The sequence below is a fragment of the Flavobacteriales bacterium genome (assembly GCA_020635855.1).
In the GTDB taxonomy this organism is placed as follows: Bacteria; Bacteroidota; Bacteroidia; order JACJYZ01; family JACJYZ01; genus JACJYZ01.
Genome location: JACJYZ010000002.1, coordinates 1,641,800 through 1,658,864, shown reverse-complemented (window position 1 = coordinate 1,658,864; position 17,065 = coordinate 1,641,800). Strand labels below are relative to the sequence as shown.

Annotated in this window: 17 protein-coding genes; 2 read left to right on the top strand and 15 right to left on the bottom strand. The window is 51.7% G+C overall.

Translation table 11 applies throughout. From position 1 onward, the window contains the following. Window positions 1–33: 33 nt before the first annotated feature. The 10 genes from H6585_06825 to H6585_06780 form a co-directional block, all read right to left on the bottom strand. The gene (locus H6585_06825) at window positions 34–693 is read right to left on the bottom strand and encodes a hypothetical protein (GenBank protein MCB9448044.1); all 660 of its coding nucleotides are present in this window, start codon (window positions 691–693) and stop codon (window positions 34–36) included. A 123-nt stretch (window positions 694–816) separates the two neighbouring features. Next, window positions 817–1,413: a hypothetical protein gene (locus H6585_06820; protein ID MCB9448043.1), complete on the bottom strand. Its 597-nt coding sequence runs from the start codon at window positions 1,411–1,413 to the stop codon at window positions 817–819. Between the two features lie 184 nt (window positions 1,414–1,597). Beyond that, window positions 1,598–1,909: a type II toxin-antitoxin system RelE/ParE family toxin gene (locus tag H6585_06815; GenBank protein MCB9448042.1), complete on the bottom strand. Its 312-nt coding sequence runs from the start codon at window positions 1,907–1,909 to the stop codon at window positions 1,598–1,600. Beyond that, on the bottom strand, window positions 1,897–2,079 hold the full coding sequence (locus tag H6585_06810; protein MCB9448041.1) for a hypothetical protein: 183 nt from the start codon (window positions 2,077–2,079) through the stop codon (window positions 1,897–1,899). Before H6585_06810 ends, H6585_06815 begins: the two co-directional genes overlap by 13 nt. A gap of 154 nt (window positions 2,080–2,233) precedes the next feature. Beyond that, window positions 2,234–2,650 (bottom strand): hypothetical protein, encoded by a 417-nt coding sequence (locus H6585_06805; protein ID MCB9448040.1) that lies wholly within the window; start codon window positions 2,648–2,650, stop codon window positions 2,234–2,236. A gap of 130 nt (window positions 2,651–2,780) precedes the next feature. Further along, window positions 2,781–3,305 (bottom strand): putative metal-dependent hydrolase, encoded by a 525-nt coding sequence (locus tag H6585_06800; protein ID MCB9448039.1) that lies wholly within the window; start codon window positions 3,303–3,305, stop codon window positions 2,781–2,783. Window positions 3,306–3,721: 416 nt separating this feature from the next. Then, entirely contained in the window at window positions 3,722–4,936 is a 1,215-nt protein-coding gene (locus H6585_06795) for a bifunctional 3,4-dihydroxy-2-butanone-4-phosphate synthase/GTP cyclohydrolase II (GenBank protein ID MCB9448038.1), read from the bottom strand. A 224-nt stretch (window positions 4,937–5,160) separates the two neighbouring features. Then, window positions 5,161–6,339 carry a glycosyltransferase gene (locus H6585_06790; GenBank protein ID MCB9448037.1) on the bottom strand — a complete coding sequence of 393 codons (1,179 nt, stop codon included), beginning with the start codon at window positions 6,337–6,339 and terminating at the stop codon, window positions 5,161–5,163. Next, window positions 6,336–7,763 carry an LptF/LptG family permease gene (locus tag H6585_06785; GenBank protein MCB9448036.1) on the bottom strand — a complete coding sequence of 476 codons (1,428 nt, stop codon included), beginning with the start codon at window positions 7,761–7,763 and terminating at the stop codon, window positions 6,336–6,338. The genes H6585_06790 and H6585_06785 overlap by 4 nt, the downstream gene beginning before the upstream one ends. 111 nt (window positions 7,764–7,874) lie before the next feature. Beyond that, on the bottom strand, window positions 7,875–8,258 hold the full coding sequence (locus H6585_06780; GenBank protein MCB9448035.1) for an SRPBCC domain-containing protein: 384 nt from the start codon (window positions 8,256–8,258) through the stop codon (window positions 7,875–7,877). Window positions 8,259–8,513: 255 nt separating this feature from the next. Here H6585_06780 and H6585_06775 point away from each other — a divergent pair, with 255 nt between their 5' ends. Continuing rightward, window positions 8,514–9,158 carry a hypothetical protein gene (locus tag H6585_06775; GenBank protein MCB9448034.1) on the top strand — a complete coding sequence of 215 codons (645 nt, stop codon included), beginning with the start codon at window positions 8,514–8,516 and terminating at the stop codon, window positions 9,156–9,158. Window positions 9,159–9,808: 650 nt separating this feature from the next. Here H6585_06775 and uvrB read toward each other — a convergent pair. From uvrB to H6585_06750, 5 genes are all read right to left on the bottom strand, one after another. Continuing rightward, window positions 9,809–11,842: an excinuclease ABC subunit UvrB gene (gene uvrB, locus H6585_06770; protein MCB9448033.1), complete on the bottom strand. Its 2,034-nt coding sequence runs from the start codon at window positions 11,840–11,842 to the stop codon at window positions 9,809–9,811. A gap of 60 nt (window positions 11,843–11,902) precedes the next feature. Beyond that, the gene (locus tag H6585_06765) at window positions 11,903–12,763 is read right to left on the bottom strand and encodes a DUF2911 domain-containing protein (GenBank protein ID MCB9448032.1); all 861 of its coding nucleotides are present in this window, start codon (window positions 12,761–12,763) and stop codon (window positions 11,903–11,905) included. 132 nt (window positions 12,764–12,895) lie between these two features. Continuing rightward, window positions 12,896–13,249 carry a hypothetical protein gene (locus H6585_06760; protein MCB9448031.1) on the bottom strand — a complete coding sequence of 118 codons (354 nt, stop codon included), beginning with the start codon at window positions 13,247–13,249 and terminating at the stop codon, window positions 12,896–12,898. Between the two features lie 291 nt (window positions 13,250–13,540). Then, window positions 13,541–14,599 carry a patatin-like phospholipase family protein gene (locus tag H6585_06755; GenBank protein ID MCB9448030.1) on the bottom strand — a complete coding sequence of 353 codons (1,059 nt, stop codon included), beginning with the start codon at window positions 14,597–14,599 and terminating at the stop codon, window positions 13,541–13,543. Window positions 14,600–14,788: 189 nt separating this feature from the next. After that, window positions 14,789–15,679: a hypothetical protein gene (locus H6585_06750; GenBank protein ID MCB9448029.1), complete on the bottom strand. Its 891-nt coding sequence runs from the start codon at window positions 15,677–15,679 to the stop codon at window positions 14,789–14,791. A gap of 104 nt (window positions 15,680–15,783) precedes the next feature. Between H6585_06750 and H6585_06745 the strand changes: the two genes are divergently transcribed. Continuing rightward, window positions 15,784–17,055, top strand: a complete 1,272-nt coding sequence (locus H6585_06745) for a metallophosphoesterase (GenBank protein MCB9448028.1) — start codon at window positions 15,784–15,786, stop codon at window positions 17,053–17,055. Window positions 17,056–17,065: the final 10 nt, after the last annotated feature.

Below are 17,065 nucleotides of genomic sequence, written 5' to 3'. Positions count from 1 at the left end.
AGGGCTTCTTATAGCACACTTTCTACTATATTTCTAAAACCTCCACCAAGGTTTCTTTTTCCCCTGATTGTCGTGCCCGGTTTGTGTTGCTTGCTTTTTTGGCAGTGTCGGCTGGTTTACCTGATTGATTTCCTGTTGCACTTGGTCGCCATACCCCAACTCCTTTACTATAAATGTTGTCTGTGTATGGGGCGCTTCAAAATCAACGCCGAGCCTGTCAGCCAATTTGATGATGTCGTCACCGCAAATGCGCTCATTGATGTTCAGTCCTTGTTCCTCTGTTAGTGGGTCACCCATGTTCTCAATTATCCGACCATCCACTGCAAAAAAGTGTCTTTGTTTGGTCTTGTCATACTTGGCAAACCAAAATAAACCAGAGGTGCTTTGTACCATAAAGGTCAGAATGATTGCGTCCAGGTCGCCGGAGAGTTGACTGATTTTATCATCCTCCATCGCGTCAACCATTTCAGGGTCACAAATGCTTGTCCAGTTGTTGTCTACCCAGATGCCTCTGATAGCAATACTTTGGTTGGCCAGGTCAAAATAGTTGTCAAATAAGAAGGTCTCGGCTTCTTCCCATTTGTCATATTCCTTGTTGCGGTTATTGTCAACATAACCGAGTGTCTCGAAGATTTGAGATATCTTGTTAAGATGGTTGCCTTTGAGTGCAATTATGCTGTTTGAAAGTCCCATGCATATTTGTTAATGTGTCACCATTGGATCAGGCTTAAGACTGTGCGGCCGGCCGTTAGGCGAAGGTTGTACCTTCGTCTTCCTATCACGTAGCTTGCAGCTACATTGCACAACTCCCCTGTTCTATGCAGTTTTTAATTTTCTTGTCATACGCTGTAAGACACCGGTTGTCATCAATAACATCCCAATATAATACAGCCAATACAATGTCTTCTGCTGACTAATTCGTTTGTTGATGATTTCAGGAGTGGGGTCCTGAAAGGGGAGGTTGATACATGCGATATCGTACACAAAGCCGGAAGCGATAAAAAACAGTCCGGCGATAAGCGGGAATTTGAAGTTGATATGCCTGGCTGCTGAAAGGTCGTGAAGGATGATAAGTATGGGCAGGGAGAAAACAGTGAGGATGTATGGGTATATCGGGCTGACGTTGGTCAGGTAAAGCCAGGTGCCGATATTGGGTATGAGCAACAGGATGAAAATCAGGGAAGCCATCCCATACAGCGGATCCCTTCCTTTTTGCATCCACTGTCGGGCCGCCAGAAAGATGAAAGCTGTCAGCAAGAGAACATCTGCCAATGTCCGGGAAAGTGCATGGTTGTTGAAGTCGCTGTATGAGTAGCGTCCGGCTGCGTCGAGACCGGTCCGTGTCATAAAGTCAACCATGCCCAGGGCAGCCAAAGTGAAAATGGCTGTTCGTATGTACCTGATGGCTTTCATCTTTCAGTGTGTACTAATACCGGTAGTTCTTTTCTCCATTGCCTATCACAAGGCACGGGACGTTAGGCGAAGGTTGTACCTTCATCTTCCTATCGCGTAGCTTGTAGCTACAATGCCCGGCTTTTCCCTTGTTCTCCATAGCTTGTTGCCATCTGTGGCAGGTATTAAACGAAGGCAAACTATATTATTTATCTTCTTCGAAAGCAGGGTTGTTGGATAGTTGTCTGCGGCTGTGATGCACAGTTAGAATGGTTGCTGTGTCTTCTGAATCCATGAGATAAACGATCCTGTAATTGCCCATAACCAGCTCCCTTATGGTTTGGTCATTGAGTTCCGGAACAATGCGTCCGGCCAGTGGTTGAGTCTCCAGGATTTCTACCCGTTCGAAAAATCTATCGGTTTGGATCCGGGCAAATGTGAGGCTGTCTTTGGAAATGTATTCGGCAATGTTGTTTATATCTTCAATTGCCTGGTCGGTCCACCTTACTTCAGCCATTTTTTTAACTTGTCCCTGGCCTGATCTGTTGTGCTGGTTTTGCCGGATTTTGACTGTTCCAGCCCAACTTCAATTTTATTCAGCAGAATAATCCTGTCAAACAACTCATCAATGGAGAAGGTATCGGGAAGGTCTTTGAGAGACTGCAGTATTTTTTCCTTGGTCAGCATAAGGCCTATTTTTCCCTAAGTTACGAATTTTGCAGACGAAGAGATACAATTCCTGTGTTCTCCTTAGCTACGCTGAGTTTGCCAGGCGTTTGACGAATGCAGGGTAGCGGATGCTACAAGATACTAAGACGAAGGCACAACCTTCGCCTAACGTCTAACGTCGGGAATTTCTTCCCACTTTGGAAAAATAGATGTTATCCTCCGAGGAATACATTAATAGTATCACTCCATCCACCACATGAACGCGTGAATACCAGTTGCCACCTTGTGAACCGGAGAAAGATTTTTCATCACTGAAAAACAGGAAATTTTCAAAAAGAATTTCGCAACCAGGCGAATCATGCTTCCACGCGCCGTGTCTGTCAAAAACATGTCCGTTGGAGGCCAGATGTTGATATGTATAGGTGCCGTCGGCATATATGAAAATTGAATCTTGGGAGGAAGAAAAACCATGATGGCTATAACAGTAACTACCAACCAACATGTCAGAATCAGGACAAGAAGAACACCCTGCGATTCCCATTGCACAGGAAATGAAAAGGACAAATAAAACGCGCATGTCTTTTTTCATTTTTGAATCCTCGGTTATCCATGGCTTCTCACCAATAGTGCCGGGGCGTTAGGCGAAGGTTGTACCTTCGTCTTCCTATCACGTAGCTTGCAGCTACCTCCCTAATTCCTAATTCCTAATTAAGAATTAACTAATACTTCCCCTTGAAGCCCAACGCCTGCTGGATATGCGCCAAGTGGTGGTTGCTATGCCAGCCGTAGAGTTGTGTCATTTCCGCCAGGGAAATCTCGCGGTCGTGTTCGGGGTGGAAGAAGCGCTTCTCGAAGTCTTGGGGTGTCATGCTTTTCAGGAGGGCGTCCCAGCGTGCATGTACGCCGAACAGGATACCGAGTGAGAAGACGATGGGCAGCTGGTTGTCGGCCAGTTCCGACCAGGCTTTCTCGTCGTAGGTTTTGATCCTTGGGGTGTCTTCGGTGAGGGCCAGCTTGAAGCGTACGACACCGTTGGAGTGGCTGTCGGCGCAGTGGTGCACCACCTGGCGGATTGTCCACCCGTCGGGGCGGTAGCGCCAGGCAAGCTGTTCATCGTTGATGTCTCTGCACACGGCTTCCAGGGCGGCGCCGAAGCGGGCGATGGAGTCCATGGCCTGGTGATGTTTTTCTGTGTTGCCGGCTTCGTATTTGAAGCGGCCGATGGGGTAGGCGAGGTCGGACATGGTGATTGTATACGGTTTATAGATTGATGTGCTGTGTGAATTGCTTCCTTTGGTTGTGTTATGATTGTATTGTAAAGAGCTCCCGTTGGTCGCGTAAAGAAGCTGTGCTGTGGGGTACTCCCTTCGGTCGTGTAAAGAAGCTACGCTGTAAAATCCTCCCTTCGGTCGTGTAAGGATGCTGCGCTGTGGGGTACTCCCTTCGGTCGCGTAAAGAACTGTGCTATAAAATGCTCCCTACGGTCGCGTTACAGGCATCCAAGGCACAATCCATTCACTCCCTTACCTTCTTGCACCCTTACTCCCTTACTCCCTTACTCCCTTACCTTCTTACCTTCTTACTTTTTACCCCCTTACCATTCCTTACCGTATTACCTCTTTACCTCTTTACCTCTTTACCTCTTTACCCCTTTACCCCTTTACCCTTTCAACTTCAACGTATGTCCCATCTTGTTCTTCTTCGTCTCCAGGTACTTTTTGTTGTGTTCATTCGGCGTGATCTCCAGGGCCACGTTCTCCACGATCTCCAGTCCGTAGCTGATCAGGCCGGTGCGTTTTTTCGGGTTGTTGGAGAGCAGGCGGATCTTCGACACGCCCAGGTCACGCAGGATCTGCGCCCCGATGCCGTAATCCCGTGCGTCCGCTTTGAAGCCCAGCTCCAGGTTCGCCTCCACGGTATCGCGGCCTTGTTCCTGCAGCTCGTAGGCTTTCAGTTTGTTCAGCAGTCCGATGCCGCGGCCTTCATGGTTCATGTACACAACCACGCCTTTGCCTTCCTTCTCAATCATCTCCATGGCTTTGTGCAGCTGGGAACCGCAGTCGCAGCGGCAGGAGCCGAAGATATCACCGGTCAGGCAGGATGAGTGCATCCGCACCAGCACATGTTCGTCTTCCTGCCATTCGCCTTTCACCAGGGCCAGGTGTTCTTCACCGGTGGTGGTCTGGCGGTAGGCGATCAGCTTGAAATGGCCGTACTCGGTGGGCATGTCCACTTCCACTTCCTTATCAATCAGGCTTTCCTTGGCGATGCGGTAGGCGATCAGGTCTTCGATGGAGATGACCTTCAGGTTGAACTTCTTCGCGATCTCCAGCAGCTGCGGGAGCCGCGCCATGGTGCCATCTTCGTTCATGATCTCCACCAGCACACCGGCAGGTTCGTAGCCGGCCAGCCTGGAAAGGTCGATGGCGGCTTCGGTATGTCCGGCACGTCTCAATACACCACCGGCTTTTGCACGGAGGGGGAAGATATGGCCGGGTTTGGCAAAGTCTGTGGGTTTGGTATCCGGGTTGATCAGGGCCAGGATGGTCTTGGACCGGTCGCTGGCGGAAATGCCCGTGCTGGTGCCGTGGCCGATCAGGTCGATGGAAACGGTGAACGGCGTTTCGTGGAGCGAGGTGTTTTTGGACACCATCATCTCCAGTCCGAGTTCATCACAGCGTTTTTCCACCACGGAGGCGCAGATGAGTCCGCGCCCGTGGGTGGCCATAAAATTCACCAGTTCGGGGGTGGCATGGCGCGAGGCGGCAATGAAATCTCCTTCGTTTTCACGGTCGGCATCATCCACCACGATCACCACTTTGCCGGCCCGGATGTCTTCCAGGGCTTCTTCGATTGTATTCAGTTGTTCGCTCATTGCGGTTTATGTTCAACTTGTAAATTCACGGTCTGCAGCGGCGTGTTTTTATTGCCACAAAGACACCAAGGCACAAAGATTCGTTACGTGCAATCACAGAATATTTCCCGGCAACCCTTCGTGTCTTTGTGCCTTCGTGGCATTCAGACCTTCAGCTCAACAAAGTCACCTTCTCGGAAAGCATTTCTTTATCCGGGTACAAAGATACGAAAACCGCGATGCAATCAGGGGGTGCGGGCCTGCCGGATTACCTGCGCCACTTCCTGCGCAACGGCTTCCCACCTGAACTTCTGCCGGATGAAGGCATAGGCTTCTTCGGCCATGCGTTCGGCTTGCTCGGGGTGATCCAGCAAATGCAGGATGTGACGGGCATAGGCAGGGGCGTCGGCAGCCACCAGGATACAAGAGCCTTCCGGCGCCTGAAGGGCGTTGTTGGCCAGGGGGGAGGTGATGCAGGGGATCTTCATGGACATGGCCTCCAGCAGTTTGTTCTGCAGTCCGATGCTGAGTTGCATGGGCGCCACCAGCATCTTCGACCGGGCAAAGCTTTCGCGGATGTCTTCCACCCAACCGGTCACCGTTACCGATGTACCTGCCAGCTGCTTCACCCGGGGTGAGGGCGTGGCGCCGGAGATCAGGATCTTCAGGTCGGGGCGGGTTTCCTTCAGCAGGGGCAGCACTTCGTTCACCAGGAACTCGGCACTTTCCACGTTGGGCGGATAGCTCATGTTGCCGTTGAACAGCACGTCGTAGTCTTTGGCGGCCTGCATGGGGTGGAAGAATTCGGTGTCCACACCGTTGGGCACCACGTGAATGGAATGCTTGTCGGGATGTACGATCAGGTTGCGGTCCTGCGATGAGATGATCATGTGCGCCTGGAAATCGCTGAACACATTGTGCTCGTACTTCAGCAGGCGTTTGTACTCCATGTGCAAAACAGGCTTCTGGTAGGCGGGAGCGGTTTGTGCCCGGCGGTCCATGCCTTTGGAGAACACGTCCATGTAGTCCAGCACCTTGGGGATATCCGGAATGTCCCGCACGTATTCCGACGTGCGGATCAGCTGACAGAAGATGCGGTCGGGCTGGGTGCTGGCGATCAGCCGGCGGATCTTCTTCTTTGCCTTTCCATCCAGAAACCATTGTACCTGCAGCGGCAGGGAGCCGAACAGGAAGCAGCGGATCAGGCGGAGGTAGATCATGGGTTTGTACAGCCGGATGATCTCGATGTGTTGGCAGTAGGGTTGCAAATGGGGGATGGCATCCCGCTTGTTGCCCTCGTCGTTCAGCGCCACGAGGGTGATCTCGAAGTCTTTGGAAAGATGCCTGAGCATGTGGTACGCCCTCAGCTTGTCGCCCTTTTCCAGCGGCCATGGCACCCTGGGCAGTATGACCAGCAGCTTCACTTGTTTTTTCTTTTGAAGATGCGGGTCAGGAATTTCAGCCACGCTTCGGCGCTCAGCAGTCCGGAATCAGTAGTGGCCTTGGCGGTCAGGAAGATGCCGATCGGCAGCAGAATAGTGGTGGAAATCCACATGCCAACGGCAGGTGCGATCACGGCTTCCCTGGAGAATTTCTCTCCGGTGATGGAGGTGAGGTAGTACAACAGGAAGAAACCCACAGCCACCACCACGGGCATACCCAATCCACCTTTTCTGATGATGGCACCCAAGGGTGCGCCGATGAAGAACAGCACCAGGCAGGCGGTGGTAAGTGTGAACTTGCGGTGGTATTCGATCTTGTGGCGGATCAGGTTCTTGTACCGCACCTCCAGGTCGTCTTTGGTGATCTCGGTATAGGCCTTGGCGCTCCGGGCCAGGTTACCTGCCGTTTGCAGCACCTTCACCCGGTCGCCGGTGGGTACGTTGTCGAGGATGTTCGTATGGGTAAGCACCAGCATGGTATCAGACTGCACCAGGCTGTCGGGGATGTTCATGCGTTTGTTGTAGCTGCTCACCAGTCCTTTGTTAAACTCATCCACCCGTTCCACCATGCTTTCCTTCAGGGTGTCCATCTGGCGGGTCAGCTGGGTGATATTCATCATCGTGTACTTGTCCTTGAACATGTCTTCGTCCGAACGCATGAAGGCGAATGAAGACAGATCGAAGCGAATTTCCTCTTTCTTGAATTGCGAACGCACGAAGGGGAAATTGTGCCGGCGCGATCGGACAGCCTTATCCATTTCCTCATAGCTGCTTCCGTTGTACAGTTCAACCAGGAGGTAGCGCTCGTCTTCGGTCATGGCCATGCGACCGGAATCTGCGATCACCAGTTTCACATTTCCCTGCCTTTCGGTATGGTCATAGATCATGATGTCGTTCAGCTTCCCGTTCGGACCTTTTTTACCCACCCGAATGGTATACCCTTCGATGCCCGCGTAAAAGATGCCTTCCTTGATGTTGAGGGCGGGGCTTTTCTGCTGCACATCCCAAATCAGGGTGGCCATTTTCAGGTTGGCGATGGGGAGGATGTTGTTGGCAAAGTAGAAAGCGCATCCGCTGATGATCAGGGCCACGATGGTCAGCGGCCGCATGAGTCGCTGAACGGAAATACCCGCCGACTTGCAGGCGGCCAGCTCGTACTTCTCGCCCAGGTTTCCGAACACCATGATGCTGGACAGCAGGATGGCCAGCGGGAGGGCCATGGGCACCAGGCTGGCGGAGGCATACATGAGGAGTTCGGCGATCACGTTTGCTTCCAGTCCTTTCCCTACGAGGTCATCCACATACTTCCACAGGAACTGCATCACCAGCATGAAGAGTGCAATGAAGAAGGTCAGCACGAAGGGCCCCAGGTAGGACTTCACCATCAACTGATCTAACTTTTTCATGCCGGCTAATTTCGTGAATTGTCAGGCGTGAACAACGGGGTTATTTCTGCCACCGGTTCATCACAGGCTGGCAAAGATACAATTCGGGTGCCAGAATAAGGGTGGGGGAGGTCAGGAACCGATGACATGCATCAGGTCGTGGATCTGAGAATTCCACAGCCGCATGGCTTCGTCCTTTTCCGCTTTGTCGGCATGGTCGGTCACCACCAGGGCGATTTCTCCGGTGAGGTCGTCCTTGGCGATGCGGAATTCGAAATAGGTGTCCGGGTCTTCATCATCCAGCCAATGGAAGCGAATGCTCTCGTTGGGTTTGATGTCCAGTAACTCCGCCTGTTGTTCATCTCCATCCCATAAAAAGGTATATATCTGGTCACGCACATTCACATCATCGGAAAACCATTCGGACAAGCCGCTGGGGGTGCTGATGCAATTGAACAGAATTTTGGGACTGGATTTGACGATGAATTCAAGGGAATAGCGCTCTTTCTTGGACATAGGTGACGATTTGGATAAGTGCACGGACTGCAGGTAAAAATTTAAGTGGCCTTCGCAATATAATAAAAAGGTATTCGAAAAGCGGATAAAAAAACACCCACTTATCAAGGGTTAAATTGTGGATAACTCATAGACGAAACCGGGGTGTTTTTGAGGCAGATTATGGAGGCCGGAGAAAGGGGGATGGGCGCCGGAACTGGAAGAATGGAATAAAGTTTGTAAATTTCAGGCTTCACGACGAAAAAGCACAGTTTGATGAAATCCTTGTTGAAACCCGGAAAAGGGCTGGCATTTATGGTGGCCCTCAGCTTGATGGGCGGTTTTGTCTCCGGACAAACCAGCTGGAAAAAAGTAAAGAAAGAATCTCTCCCAGGCGATTTTTACAGGTACAAGATCCTGGTAGAACGGTTTGAATACCTCGACCCCGAAACCCTGGACGAGGAACGTGACCTCAGTAGTTACGCCATTGACAAGGCGGACAAGTCCAAGGGTGCCTCCACCGGCATTGATGCCGATGTGAACTTCGACTACGAAAAGCGTGACATGATCAAGACCAAGATTGAAGAGACCAACGACAACCTCGACAAGTACAACGGTTTTATCAGCAACGCCATGGATACCAACAAGGTTTCCCATTTCATCGTCAACAGCGATGTGGCAACATCCAAGGACACCGCCGAATTTCCGGTTGACAAGTTCCGCTATGTGATGCGCCACAAATATGTGTACTACCGCAGCACCACCACCCTGCAGGGATTTTATGTGCCACCGGGATACAACATCGCCTTTTATATCCATGACCGGTCATCGGGCAAGGACTTTCCCTACATCAACATCCACTCAGCCGACCTGGCCTATACGCTGGAAAAGATTTCGGAGAAGATGTCGAAAGACAAGTAGGGGCCCCTTCGGGGAGTCGCGAGTTTCAAGTCGCAAGTCTCAAGTTAACACCCCGGAATAGGCTGCGCCGTCAATAGCTCCTTTCAGAAGCGTAAATGGTAAATGACTCACTGCGTTCGTGTCAGTAAGCTGCGCGGTCAGTGGCTCCCTCCGGTCGTGTCAATGACATCCGGCAACCAATAACCATCAACCATCAACCAATAACCAATAACCAATAACCAACACCCCCAAAACTTGAATTTGTCTTTCCAAGTAGCTATATTGGCGTAAAGTAATGTTAAACCCCCTAAGAGTAGACGACGATGAATAACAGAACCCTGCGTTTGGTGGCGATGGCCTGTCTGTTGACATTTACCATGGCGATCTTTTCCGGGTGCGGAAGCAAGCACCCCAAGACCAAGCGGACGAAGATGTCAACCAACTTCATGTCCTGGTAAACAGAACAAAATTTTAAGGGAAGGCAGCGGTGTATACTGCTGCTTTTTTTTTGCTGATATGGCTCCCGATGGTCGCGTGAATGTGCTACGCTGTAAAGGGCTCCTTTCAGTCGCGTAATGGGGCTGTGCGGTAAATAACTCCCTCCGGTTGTGTCAATGACATCTGGCCACCATTAACTATTAACCATTAACCATTAACTCCCCACGCTCACATCAACCGCCCTTGAACTTCTCCCTGAACGCGGCTTCCAACGCAAACAACTCATCCCGGTACCTGGCTGCATCCACGAAATTCAATTCCCTTGCAGCGGTTTCCATCTGCTTGCGCGCCTGCCGGATCACCTTTTCCCAATCTTCCTTTTTCATGTAAGCCGTGGCCGGGTCGGCGGCGCTGACAATTGTCGTTTCCTGCTTCTCGTAGACATGCTCTTTCCGGGCACCTTTGCCGAGGGTCGACTGGGCGAGGATCTGTTCGCGTGATTTGATGATGGCCTGTGGTACCAGTCCGTTCGCCTCGTTGTATGCCATTTGCTTGGCGCGACGGCGGTTCGTCTCGTCAATCGTTTTCTGCATCGACTCGGTGATCTTATCGGCATACATGATCACCAGTCCGTTGATGTTACGTGCAGCACGACCTGCGGTCTGCGTCAGGGATCTTTCCGAACGAAGGAAGCCTTCCTTGTCGGCATCCAGGATTGCCACCAGGCTTACTTCGGGCAGGTCAAGTCCTTCCCGCAGCAGGTTGATCCCGATGAGCACATCGAACTTACCCAACCTCAGGTCGCGCAGGATTTCCACGCGGTCGAGTGTATCCACTTCGGAGTGGATATAGCGACAACGGATGTTGAGGTTCGACATATACTTGGCCAGTTCTTCCGCCATGCGTTTGGTGAGGGTGGTCACCAGCACGCGTTCACCCCGTTTGGTCACTTCACCCACGGCATCCAGCAGGTCGTCGATCTGGTTTTGGCACGGCCGCACATCAATCACGGGGTCGAGCAGTCCGGTCGGGCGGATGATCTGTTCCACCACGGTTCCTTCACTTTTCTCCAGTTCATAGTCGCCCGGGGTAGCACTTACAAAGATGGTTTGCGGGGCAAGTGATTCGAATTCATCAAACTGAAGGGGACGGTTATCAAGGGCGGCAGGCAGGCGGAATCCGTATTCCACCAGGTTTTCTTTTCTGGATCGGTCGCCACCGTACATGCCCCGGATTTGGGGAATGGTCACGTGGCTTTCATCAATCACCATCAGGAAATCATCCGGGAAATAATCAATGAGGCAGAAGGGGCGTGACCCTGATGATCGGCCGTCGAAGTAGCGGGAATAGTTCTCGATACCTGAGCAGTACCCGAGTTCCCGCATCATCTCCAGGTCGTACGTAACACGTTCTTCCAGGCGTTTGGCTTCCAGGTTGCGGCCGGTTTCCCTGAAGTAATCCACCTGTTTCACCATGTCTTCCTGGATCTGGAAGATGGATTGCTGCAACCGTTCTTTGGTGGTCACGAAGATATTGGCCGGGTAGATCTTCACCTGATCGAACTTTTCCAGGGTAATGCCGGATGCGGGTTCGAACGACTCGATCTTTTCGATCTCATCGCCCCAGAAGCTCACCCGGTAGGCGAGGTCGGCATAGGCGGGGTAGATATCCAGGGTATCTCCCTTCACCCGGAAGTGCCCCCGCTCGAAGTCGCCTTCGGTGCGGGCATAGAGTGCATTCACCAGTTGGTGCAGCAGCTTGTTCCGTGCGATGGTTTGTCCGGCGCGGATCTCGGTCACGTTCTCGCCGAAGTCGTCGGGGTTACCAATGCCATAAATACAGGAAACAGATGACACCACCAGCACATCCCGGCGACCGGAAAGCAAGGCGGTGGTGGTGCTCAGTCGCAGCTTCTCGATCTCGTCATTGATAGATAAGTCTTTTTCAATATAGGTATCGGTGGTGGGCATGTAGGCCTCGGGCTGGTAGTAGTCGTAATAGGACACGAAATACTCCACCGCGTTGTTGGGGAAGAAGGTTTTGAACTCACCGTACAACTGGGCGGCCAGGGTTTTGTTGTGGCTCAGGATAAGGGTAGGGCGCTGCAGTTCCTTCACCACATTGGCAATGGTGAATGTTTTTCCCGAGCCGGTAACGCCCAGCAGGGCTTGTGCCGGGTCGCCACGACGAATGCCTTCGCACAGCTGGCGGATGGCTTCGGGTTGGTCGCCGGTAGGCTTAAAGTCGGATACGAGTTCGAAAGGCATAACTGCAAAAATACAAAAACCGCTGCCTGTAAGGGGCAGCGGCCTTTGTTTATGTGTTATTTATTTTGCCGATTTCCAGGTCTCGATCTCTTTTTCAAGGTCGGATTTGTAAGCGAATTTCTCGCCGTTCTGTTTGGCTTCGGCTTCACCCAGTTCAATGGCTTTCTTGTTGGATTCAATGGCTTCCTTGTGTTTTCCCAGGGCAGCCAGCACATCGGCCTTCACGGAATGTACCAGCCAGCTGTCGTTTTTAATGGAGATGGCTTTGTTGATCCAATCCAGGGCCTTGTCGAGGTTCTTGCCCGACTGCACCGAATAACGTGCGGCGTTGCGGTATACCTGCCAGTCGTCGGCCTTGGCATTGGCCAGGGCTTCCTCGATGTTCTTCTGCGCTTTGGCTTCCACATCCACACCGATGGGGATGGCCACAGCCAGCTTTTCCCATTCCAGCGTCAGCTCGGTGCTTTTATCGGTGGTGTTGTTGAACACGAAGGTCATGCGTTCGCGCATCGGAACCTCTGAAGGTGTGGCCTGGATGCGAAGCACATCCTCTTCCTGTTTGTAGCTGCCGGAACCCCATTGTTCGGTGTTGCTGCTCAGGATCACGGTCCACTCGCTTTCGCCGGGGATGGTGAACAGGGCATAGGATCCTGCCTTCACAGCCTGACCTGCTACGGTTACATCGTCGCTGAAGGTCACCTGGGTGGCTTTGTTGGCGCCGGTTCTCCATACTTCTCCGTAGGGCACGAGTCCGCCCCAGATCTGGCGGCCTTTCACGGCCGGACTTGAATAAACAACGGATATACCGGTGAGGCCGACCCGTTGTTCCACCTTGGCGGCGGGACTCGGGGCGGGAAGATCCTGTGCGGAAAGGCTGCCCGTCATGCAGGCGGCGAATAGAAACAATGCGGTTTTTTTCATGATAGCTAGGGGTGTTTTGTTGATACTTGGTTTGGCCTGGGAGAAACCAAAAATAACAATTGTATCAGGACGGAAGCATAAAAAAAGGCCGGCACGTATGTGTCAGCCTTTTGTATCTGGTTGAGAAGATGGCTAGGGTTGCTTCGACGGGAGGAGGTCCGCTGAACTGCTGCTTGTACTTACAGCCGATTTGCATTTGCGGAACACCACGGTGCTGCCGTCGATGTTGTAAAGGAATGTGGTAGGACCGAAGTCCACTTCCAGGATCTCATCATAAGGGGGGATGGCTTTCTGAAGCTGCTCCACCACACTGGTATTCACAGAATCCTTAAAGGCGAATTTGAAGTCGTTCTCTGTTTGGGTGAGAAGGACCGTTTGTTCCAGAATTCCTTTACCCAAATCAACATAACCGCATTCCCATGTACCTTGAGCTTTTACGAAGGGGGAAGCGATCACCAACAACAATCCGGCAAGCACTTTTTTCATTTCACTGGACATTTACAAGCAAGATACGTAAAGCGCCTCCCTACGGTTCCATAATCTCGACAGAGTTATCAACAATGTCGTTTTAGTAACGGATATACCGCCCAAAGGAGGTGGGGTGATTTGCGGGAATAAACTTTCCTGGTGAGAAAATGCCGCAAACCTGCCTGCCGTTGCTCCGGGCTTGGGTGTCGGCAGGCAGGGACACGAAGGCGCAAAGGTTTATGATATTGTCAATAAAAAACTTCGCGTCTTGGTGCCTTTGTGGCAAAAAAACAACCAGGCCATATTGAGCTAAATCGAATGCACGGTGGAAGCGACGGTTGGCTTTACATCCTCCGTTGCCGTGATGGTGGCCACAACCCGATCCAGCAGGTTCTCATTGATCTCAGCACTTTCGGTACCTGCCATCCTGAGTGCGTTCAGGTTGGTTGGGGTGGCATCGTCCATTTCCGTATCGGCATCTCCGATAATGGGTTGGATGCGCACGTATTGATCGGGGCGACCGATGGCCTTGTAAATTTGTTGGAGCTGATAGCTAACGGTCTCCGAAACGCCCGACATCATGATGTCGATCAGCGGCACAATCCATTCCACCTTGCCCCAGTCCTTGGCTTTCTTGTACTGATAGGGTTTCTTTTCGGTACCGGTTCCCAGCGAAAGAATGAAGATGTCATCGGCGGTCACATTCACCTTGCCGCCCGGTTTTTTGAAGATTGAACAGGCCTCAGCGTATGCGCACAGGGAAGGATTGTTCACATATACGCCTCCATCCACCAGTGGGTATTCCACGCCGGTGGAGGATGTGGCCTTGCTCACCTCGAAGTAGGTGGGAGCAGCCGAAGTGGACCGACACACATCAACCACCGGGAAATCATATCCTTCATTTTCCTTGGCATCATGCTGTGCGAAGAAATGTGCCTGACGGCGGAAGATGTCGTAAGATGTGATGAAGCAGGGTTTCAGCAACTGGCTCAGCTTGATGTCGCCGAAAACATCTTTCAGCACTTTTTCGATGTTCTTTTCATCATATACCTCATCGGCCAGACCGAAGATGCTGGTGAACTTTTTTCTGGTGGTTTTCTTGAAAATCTCACCGCCCTGTTTCAGGTACAGGTCCACCGCTCCCTGCGCGGTGAGCTTGGGTCGGGTGGGGTCAATCACATCGGGTGCCAGCAGGGCACAGGTGAGGATACCGCCTGTGCTTGTGCCGGCAAACAGGTCGAAGTAATCACTGATGCGTGCATTCGGATTGTTGGTTTTCTGTTGGATCTTTTTTTCAAGACTCACCAGGACTTGGCCTGGCAGAATTCCGCGGATTCCGCCTCCGTCGATGGACAAAATTCGAATCATGGTCGTTAAGATTTGGTATGATGGTTAGTAGCAGACTGAAGTCTGGTCAATGATGTTCAGAACGATAAAGCCCGGAGGTATATCTCCAATCCTCAAACCGTGAATCAGGATCGCCCTGCCCAGGTTCTTCCTTCTGACATGCAAAATTCACCTCCTGCCGAGCAGGTAAACAAAGAAGGGGAAAAAAGATCAATCGGCAAAATGAGACTCCATCAGTACACCATCCTGGTAGGTTTCTTCCCGGGCGATCTCACCCGAATCGCGGTAATAGATCCAGATGCCGTCTTTGATGTTGGCCTTCACCGGGGTATCGGCGTCCTTATATAACTCAACATGTTCGGGCGTTCCGTCGATCCGGTAGTAACTCCATTTTCCCACTTTGAAATCGCGGGATTGAACCATCGTGCCCTGCATCTTCAGGTTGCCGTTGCAATGGTATTCCTTATAGGCTGTTTTCTCACCCTGTTTGGTGGTATAATCATAAAGGGTATTGCCGTTCTTGCACCGGCAGACTTCACTCATCAACACGTATTGCGGAAGAAGCAGTTTCGGATCTTTGCTATACATTTCCACACGCTCGCATTTGATGGTACCGTCAGGATAGTAGACCGTACTTAACCTTTTGTCACCATCCCGCTTTTCCTTGTATCTGACTTCACCGGTTTTGTACCATTCGACGCGGTCACAAACGGTATCGGTGATGCTGTGTGCCGAAGTTTGGCTCATCATCTGACCATTCTCATACCACCTGGTTTCGGTGCCGGTTTTGTCGCCGTTTTTATAGGCGACCTGGGTTCGCATTTGCTGGTTCAGATACCAGGTGATGTGCTCGCCGTTACGCTTTTCATTCTTATAGGAACATTGTTCAATTTTCCTTGTCTTCTCGGCATCGTAATAAAGGGTCCACGTGCCGCCGACCAGGTCGTCGCGGAGCGATGACACCAACTGCCCCTGCTCAAAACGCTGGTTGATGTACTGCGTATTTTCAGGGGTGATCTCAAAAGATTGCCCGGAAACCCGGGTTGATAACAACACGGTTGTTGCAAACAGAAAAAGAACCGGGAAAAAGGGGCTTCTCATTTGATTGAATTTACAGCCAGCGAAAGTACGGTTTTTCATCCCTTTTGGAAAATTTAACAATTAAATGGGGGCAGGTCGGATAGGCAGACTTACCTTTGTTAGAGATGCGGACCTTTCCTTATATAACGATCCTTGTCCTCGCTTTATTCATCCTGTTGCTGGATGCGTATGCCTACCGCGGGTGGAAAAAATTATCATGGCCGTTGCCGAAAAGGGTGTTGCAGATACTAACGGGCATCTATTGGTCGTACACCGTGGTGTTCATCGGATACATGCTTTGGCTCAGCTACCACTTCCGTGGCAATTACAACCCACAGATGCACGTCCGTGCATCGTACCTGTTCGGGATGGGGTTGGTATCCGCCATCCCCAAGATCATCTTCAACCTCTTTCAACTGGCAGACGACTTCCGCTGGCTCATCAATAAACTGGCCAGGCGTTTCCGTTCGGAACCGGTGGGCATACCCGGTACCCCCATGGACAGGGCCACGTTTCTTACCAAGGCCGGACTCGGAGTTGCCGCCATTCCCTTCATCGGCATTTCATACGGCATCCTGAAGGGACGGTATGATTTCCGTGTCCTGAAGGAAACACTCGAACTACCCAACCTGCCGAATGCATTCGACGGATTTCGCATCGTGCAAATCAGCGACCTGCACATCGGAAGTTTTGATAAGGACTTTGATGCGGTGAAGGTCGGACTGGAAATGGCCAACCGGGAAATGGGAGATGTGATGCTGTTCACCGGTGACCTTGTAAACAATTTCTCGGCGGAACTGGATGGATGGTTGCCATACCTCGAACAGTTCGAAGCCAAACACGGAAGATACTCCTCGCTCGGCAACCACGACTATGGCGACTACAGCAACTGGGATTCTCCGGAAGACAAAGCCCGTAACTTCAATGAAGTGGTGGGCATGCATGAAGCCATCGGTTTCGACCTGTTGCGAAATGAGAATAGGATCCTCGAAAGGGGAGGCGAACGCATCGCATTGGTAGGAGTTGAAAATTGGGGCAAGCCCCCGTTTCACCAGTACGGCGACCTATCGAAAGCTTTGCAAGGCATTCCTGAAGACATTCCTTTCAAGGTGCTGATGTCACATGATCCCTCTCATTGGGATGCCCAGGTGCTTGGACAAACCGACATCGACCTGACCCTGGCCGGGCATACCCACGGTGCTCAATTCGGGGTGGAGTCCACCACACTCGGACTCAAGTGGAGCCCGGTGCAATATAAGTATCCGCGGTGGGCCGGCATGTATTCCGAAGGCAAACAACACCTCTATGTGAACCGCGGATTCGGCTTCCTGGGATTCCCCGGAAGGGTGGGCATGGCGCCCGAGATCACCGTCATTGAATTGCGGAAGAAAGCCTGAAGAAATGCAA

What these genes read in the sequence shown, in the direction of transcription:
- H6585_06825 (MCB9448044.1), bottom strand. Translation starts at nt 693, where the DNA reads ATGGGACTTTCAAACAGCATAATTGCACTCAAAGGCAACCATCTTAAC.
- H6585_06820 (MCB9448043.1), bottom strand. Translation starts at nt 1,413, where the DNA reads ATGAAAGCCATCAGGTACATACGAACAGCCATTTTCACTTTGGCTGCC.
- H6585_06815 (MCB9448042.1), bottom strand. Translation starts at nt 1,909, where the DNA reads ATGGCTGAAGTAAGGTGGACCGACCAGGCAATTGAAGATATAAACAAC.
- H6585_06810 (MCB9448041.1), bottom strand. Translation starts at nt 2,079, where the DNA reads ATGCTGACCAAGGAAAAAATACTGCAGTCTCTCAAAGACCTTCCCGAT.
- H6585_06805 (MCB9448040.1), bottom strand. Translation starts at nt 2,650, where the DNA reads ATGAAAAAAGACATGCGCGTTTTATTTGTCCTTTTCATTTCCTGTGCA.
- H6585_06800 (MCB9448039.1), bottom strand. Translation starts at nt 3,305, where the DNA reads ATGTCCGACCTCGCCTACCCCATCGGCCGCTTCAAATACGAAGCCGGC.
- H6585_06795 (MCB9448038.1), bottom strand. Translation starts at nt 4,936, where the DNA reads ATGAGCGAACAACTGAATACAATCGAAGAAGCCCTGGAAGACATCCGG.
- H6585_06785 (MCB9448036.1), bottom strand. Translation starts at nt 7,763, where the DNA reads ATGAAAAAGTTAGATCAGTTGATGGTGAAGTCCTACCTGGGGCCCTTC.
- H6585_06780 (MCB9448035.1), bottom strand. Translation starts at nt 8,258, where the DNA reads ATGTCCAAGAAAGAGCGCTATTCCCTTGAATTCATCGTCAAATCCAGT.
- H6585_06775 (MCB9448034.1), top strand. Translation starts at nt 8,514, where the DNA reads ATGAAATCCTTGTTGAAACCCGGAAAAGGGCTGGCATTTATGGTGGCC.
- uvrB (MCB9448033.1), bottom strand. Translation starts at nt 11,842, where the DNA reads ATGCCTTTCGAACTCGTATCCGACTTTAAGCCTACCGGCGACCAACCC.
- H6585_06765 (MCB9448032.1), bottom strand. Translation starts at nt 12,763, where the DNA reads ATGAAAAAAACCGCATTGTTTCTATTCGCCGCCTGCATGACGGGCAGC.
- H6585_06760 (MCB9448031.1), bottom strand. Translation starts at nt 13,249, where the DNA reads ATGAAAAAAGTGCTTGCCGGATTGTTGTTGGTGATCGCTTCCCCCTTC.
- H6585_06755 (MCB9448030.1), bottom strand. Translation starts at nt 14,599, where the DNA reads ATGATTCGAATTTTGTCCATCGACGGAGGCGGAATCCGCGGAATTCTG.
- H6585_06750 (MCB9448029.1), bottom strand. Translation starts at nt 15,679, where the DNA reads ATGAGAAGCCCCTTTTTCCCGGTTCTTTTTCTGTTTGCAACAACCGTG.
- H6585_06745 (MCB9448028.1), top strand. Translation starts at nt 15,784, where the DNA reads ATGCGGACCTTTCCTTATATAACGATCCTTGTCCTCGCTTTATTCATC.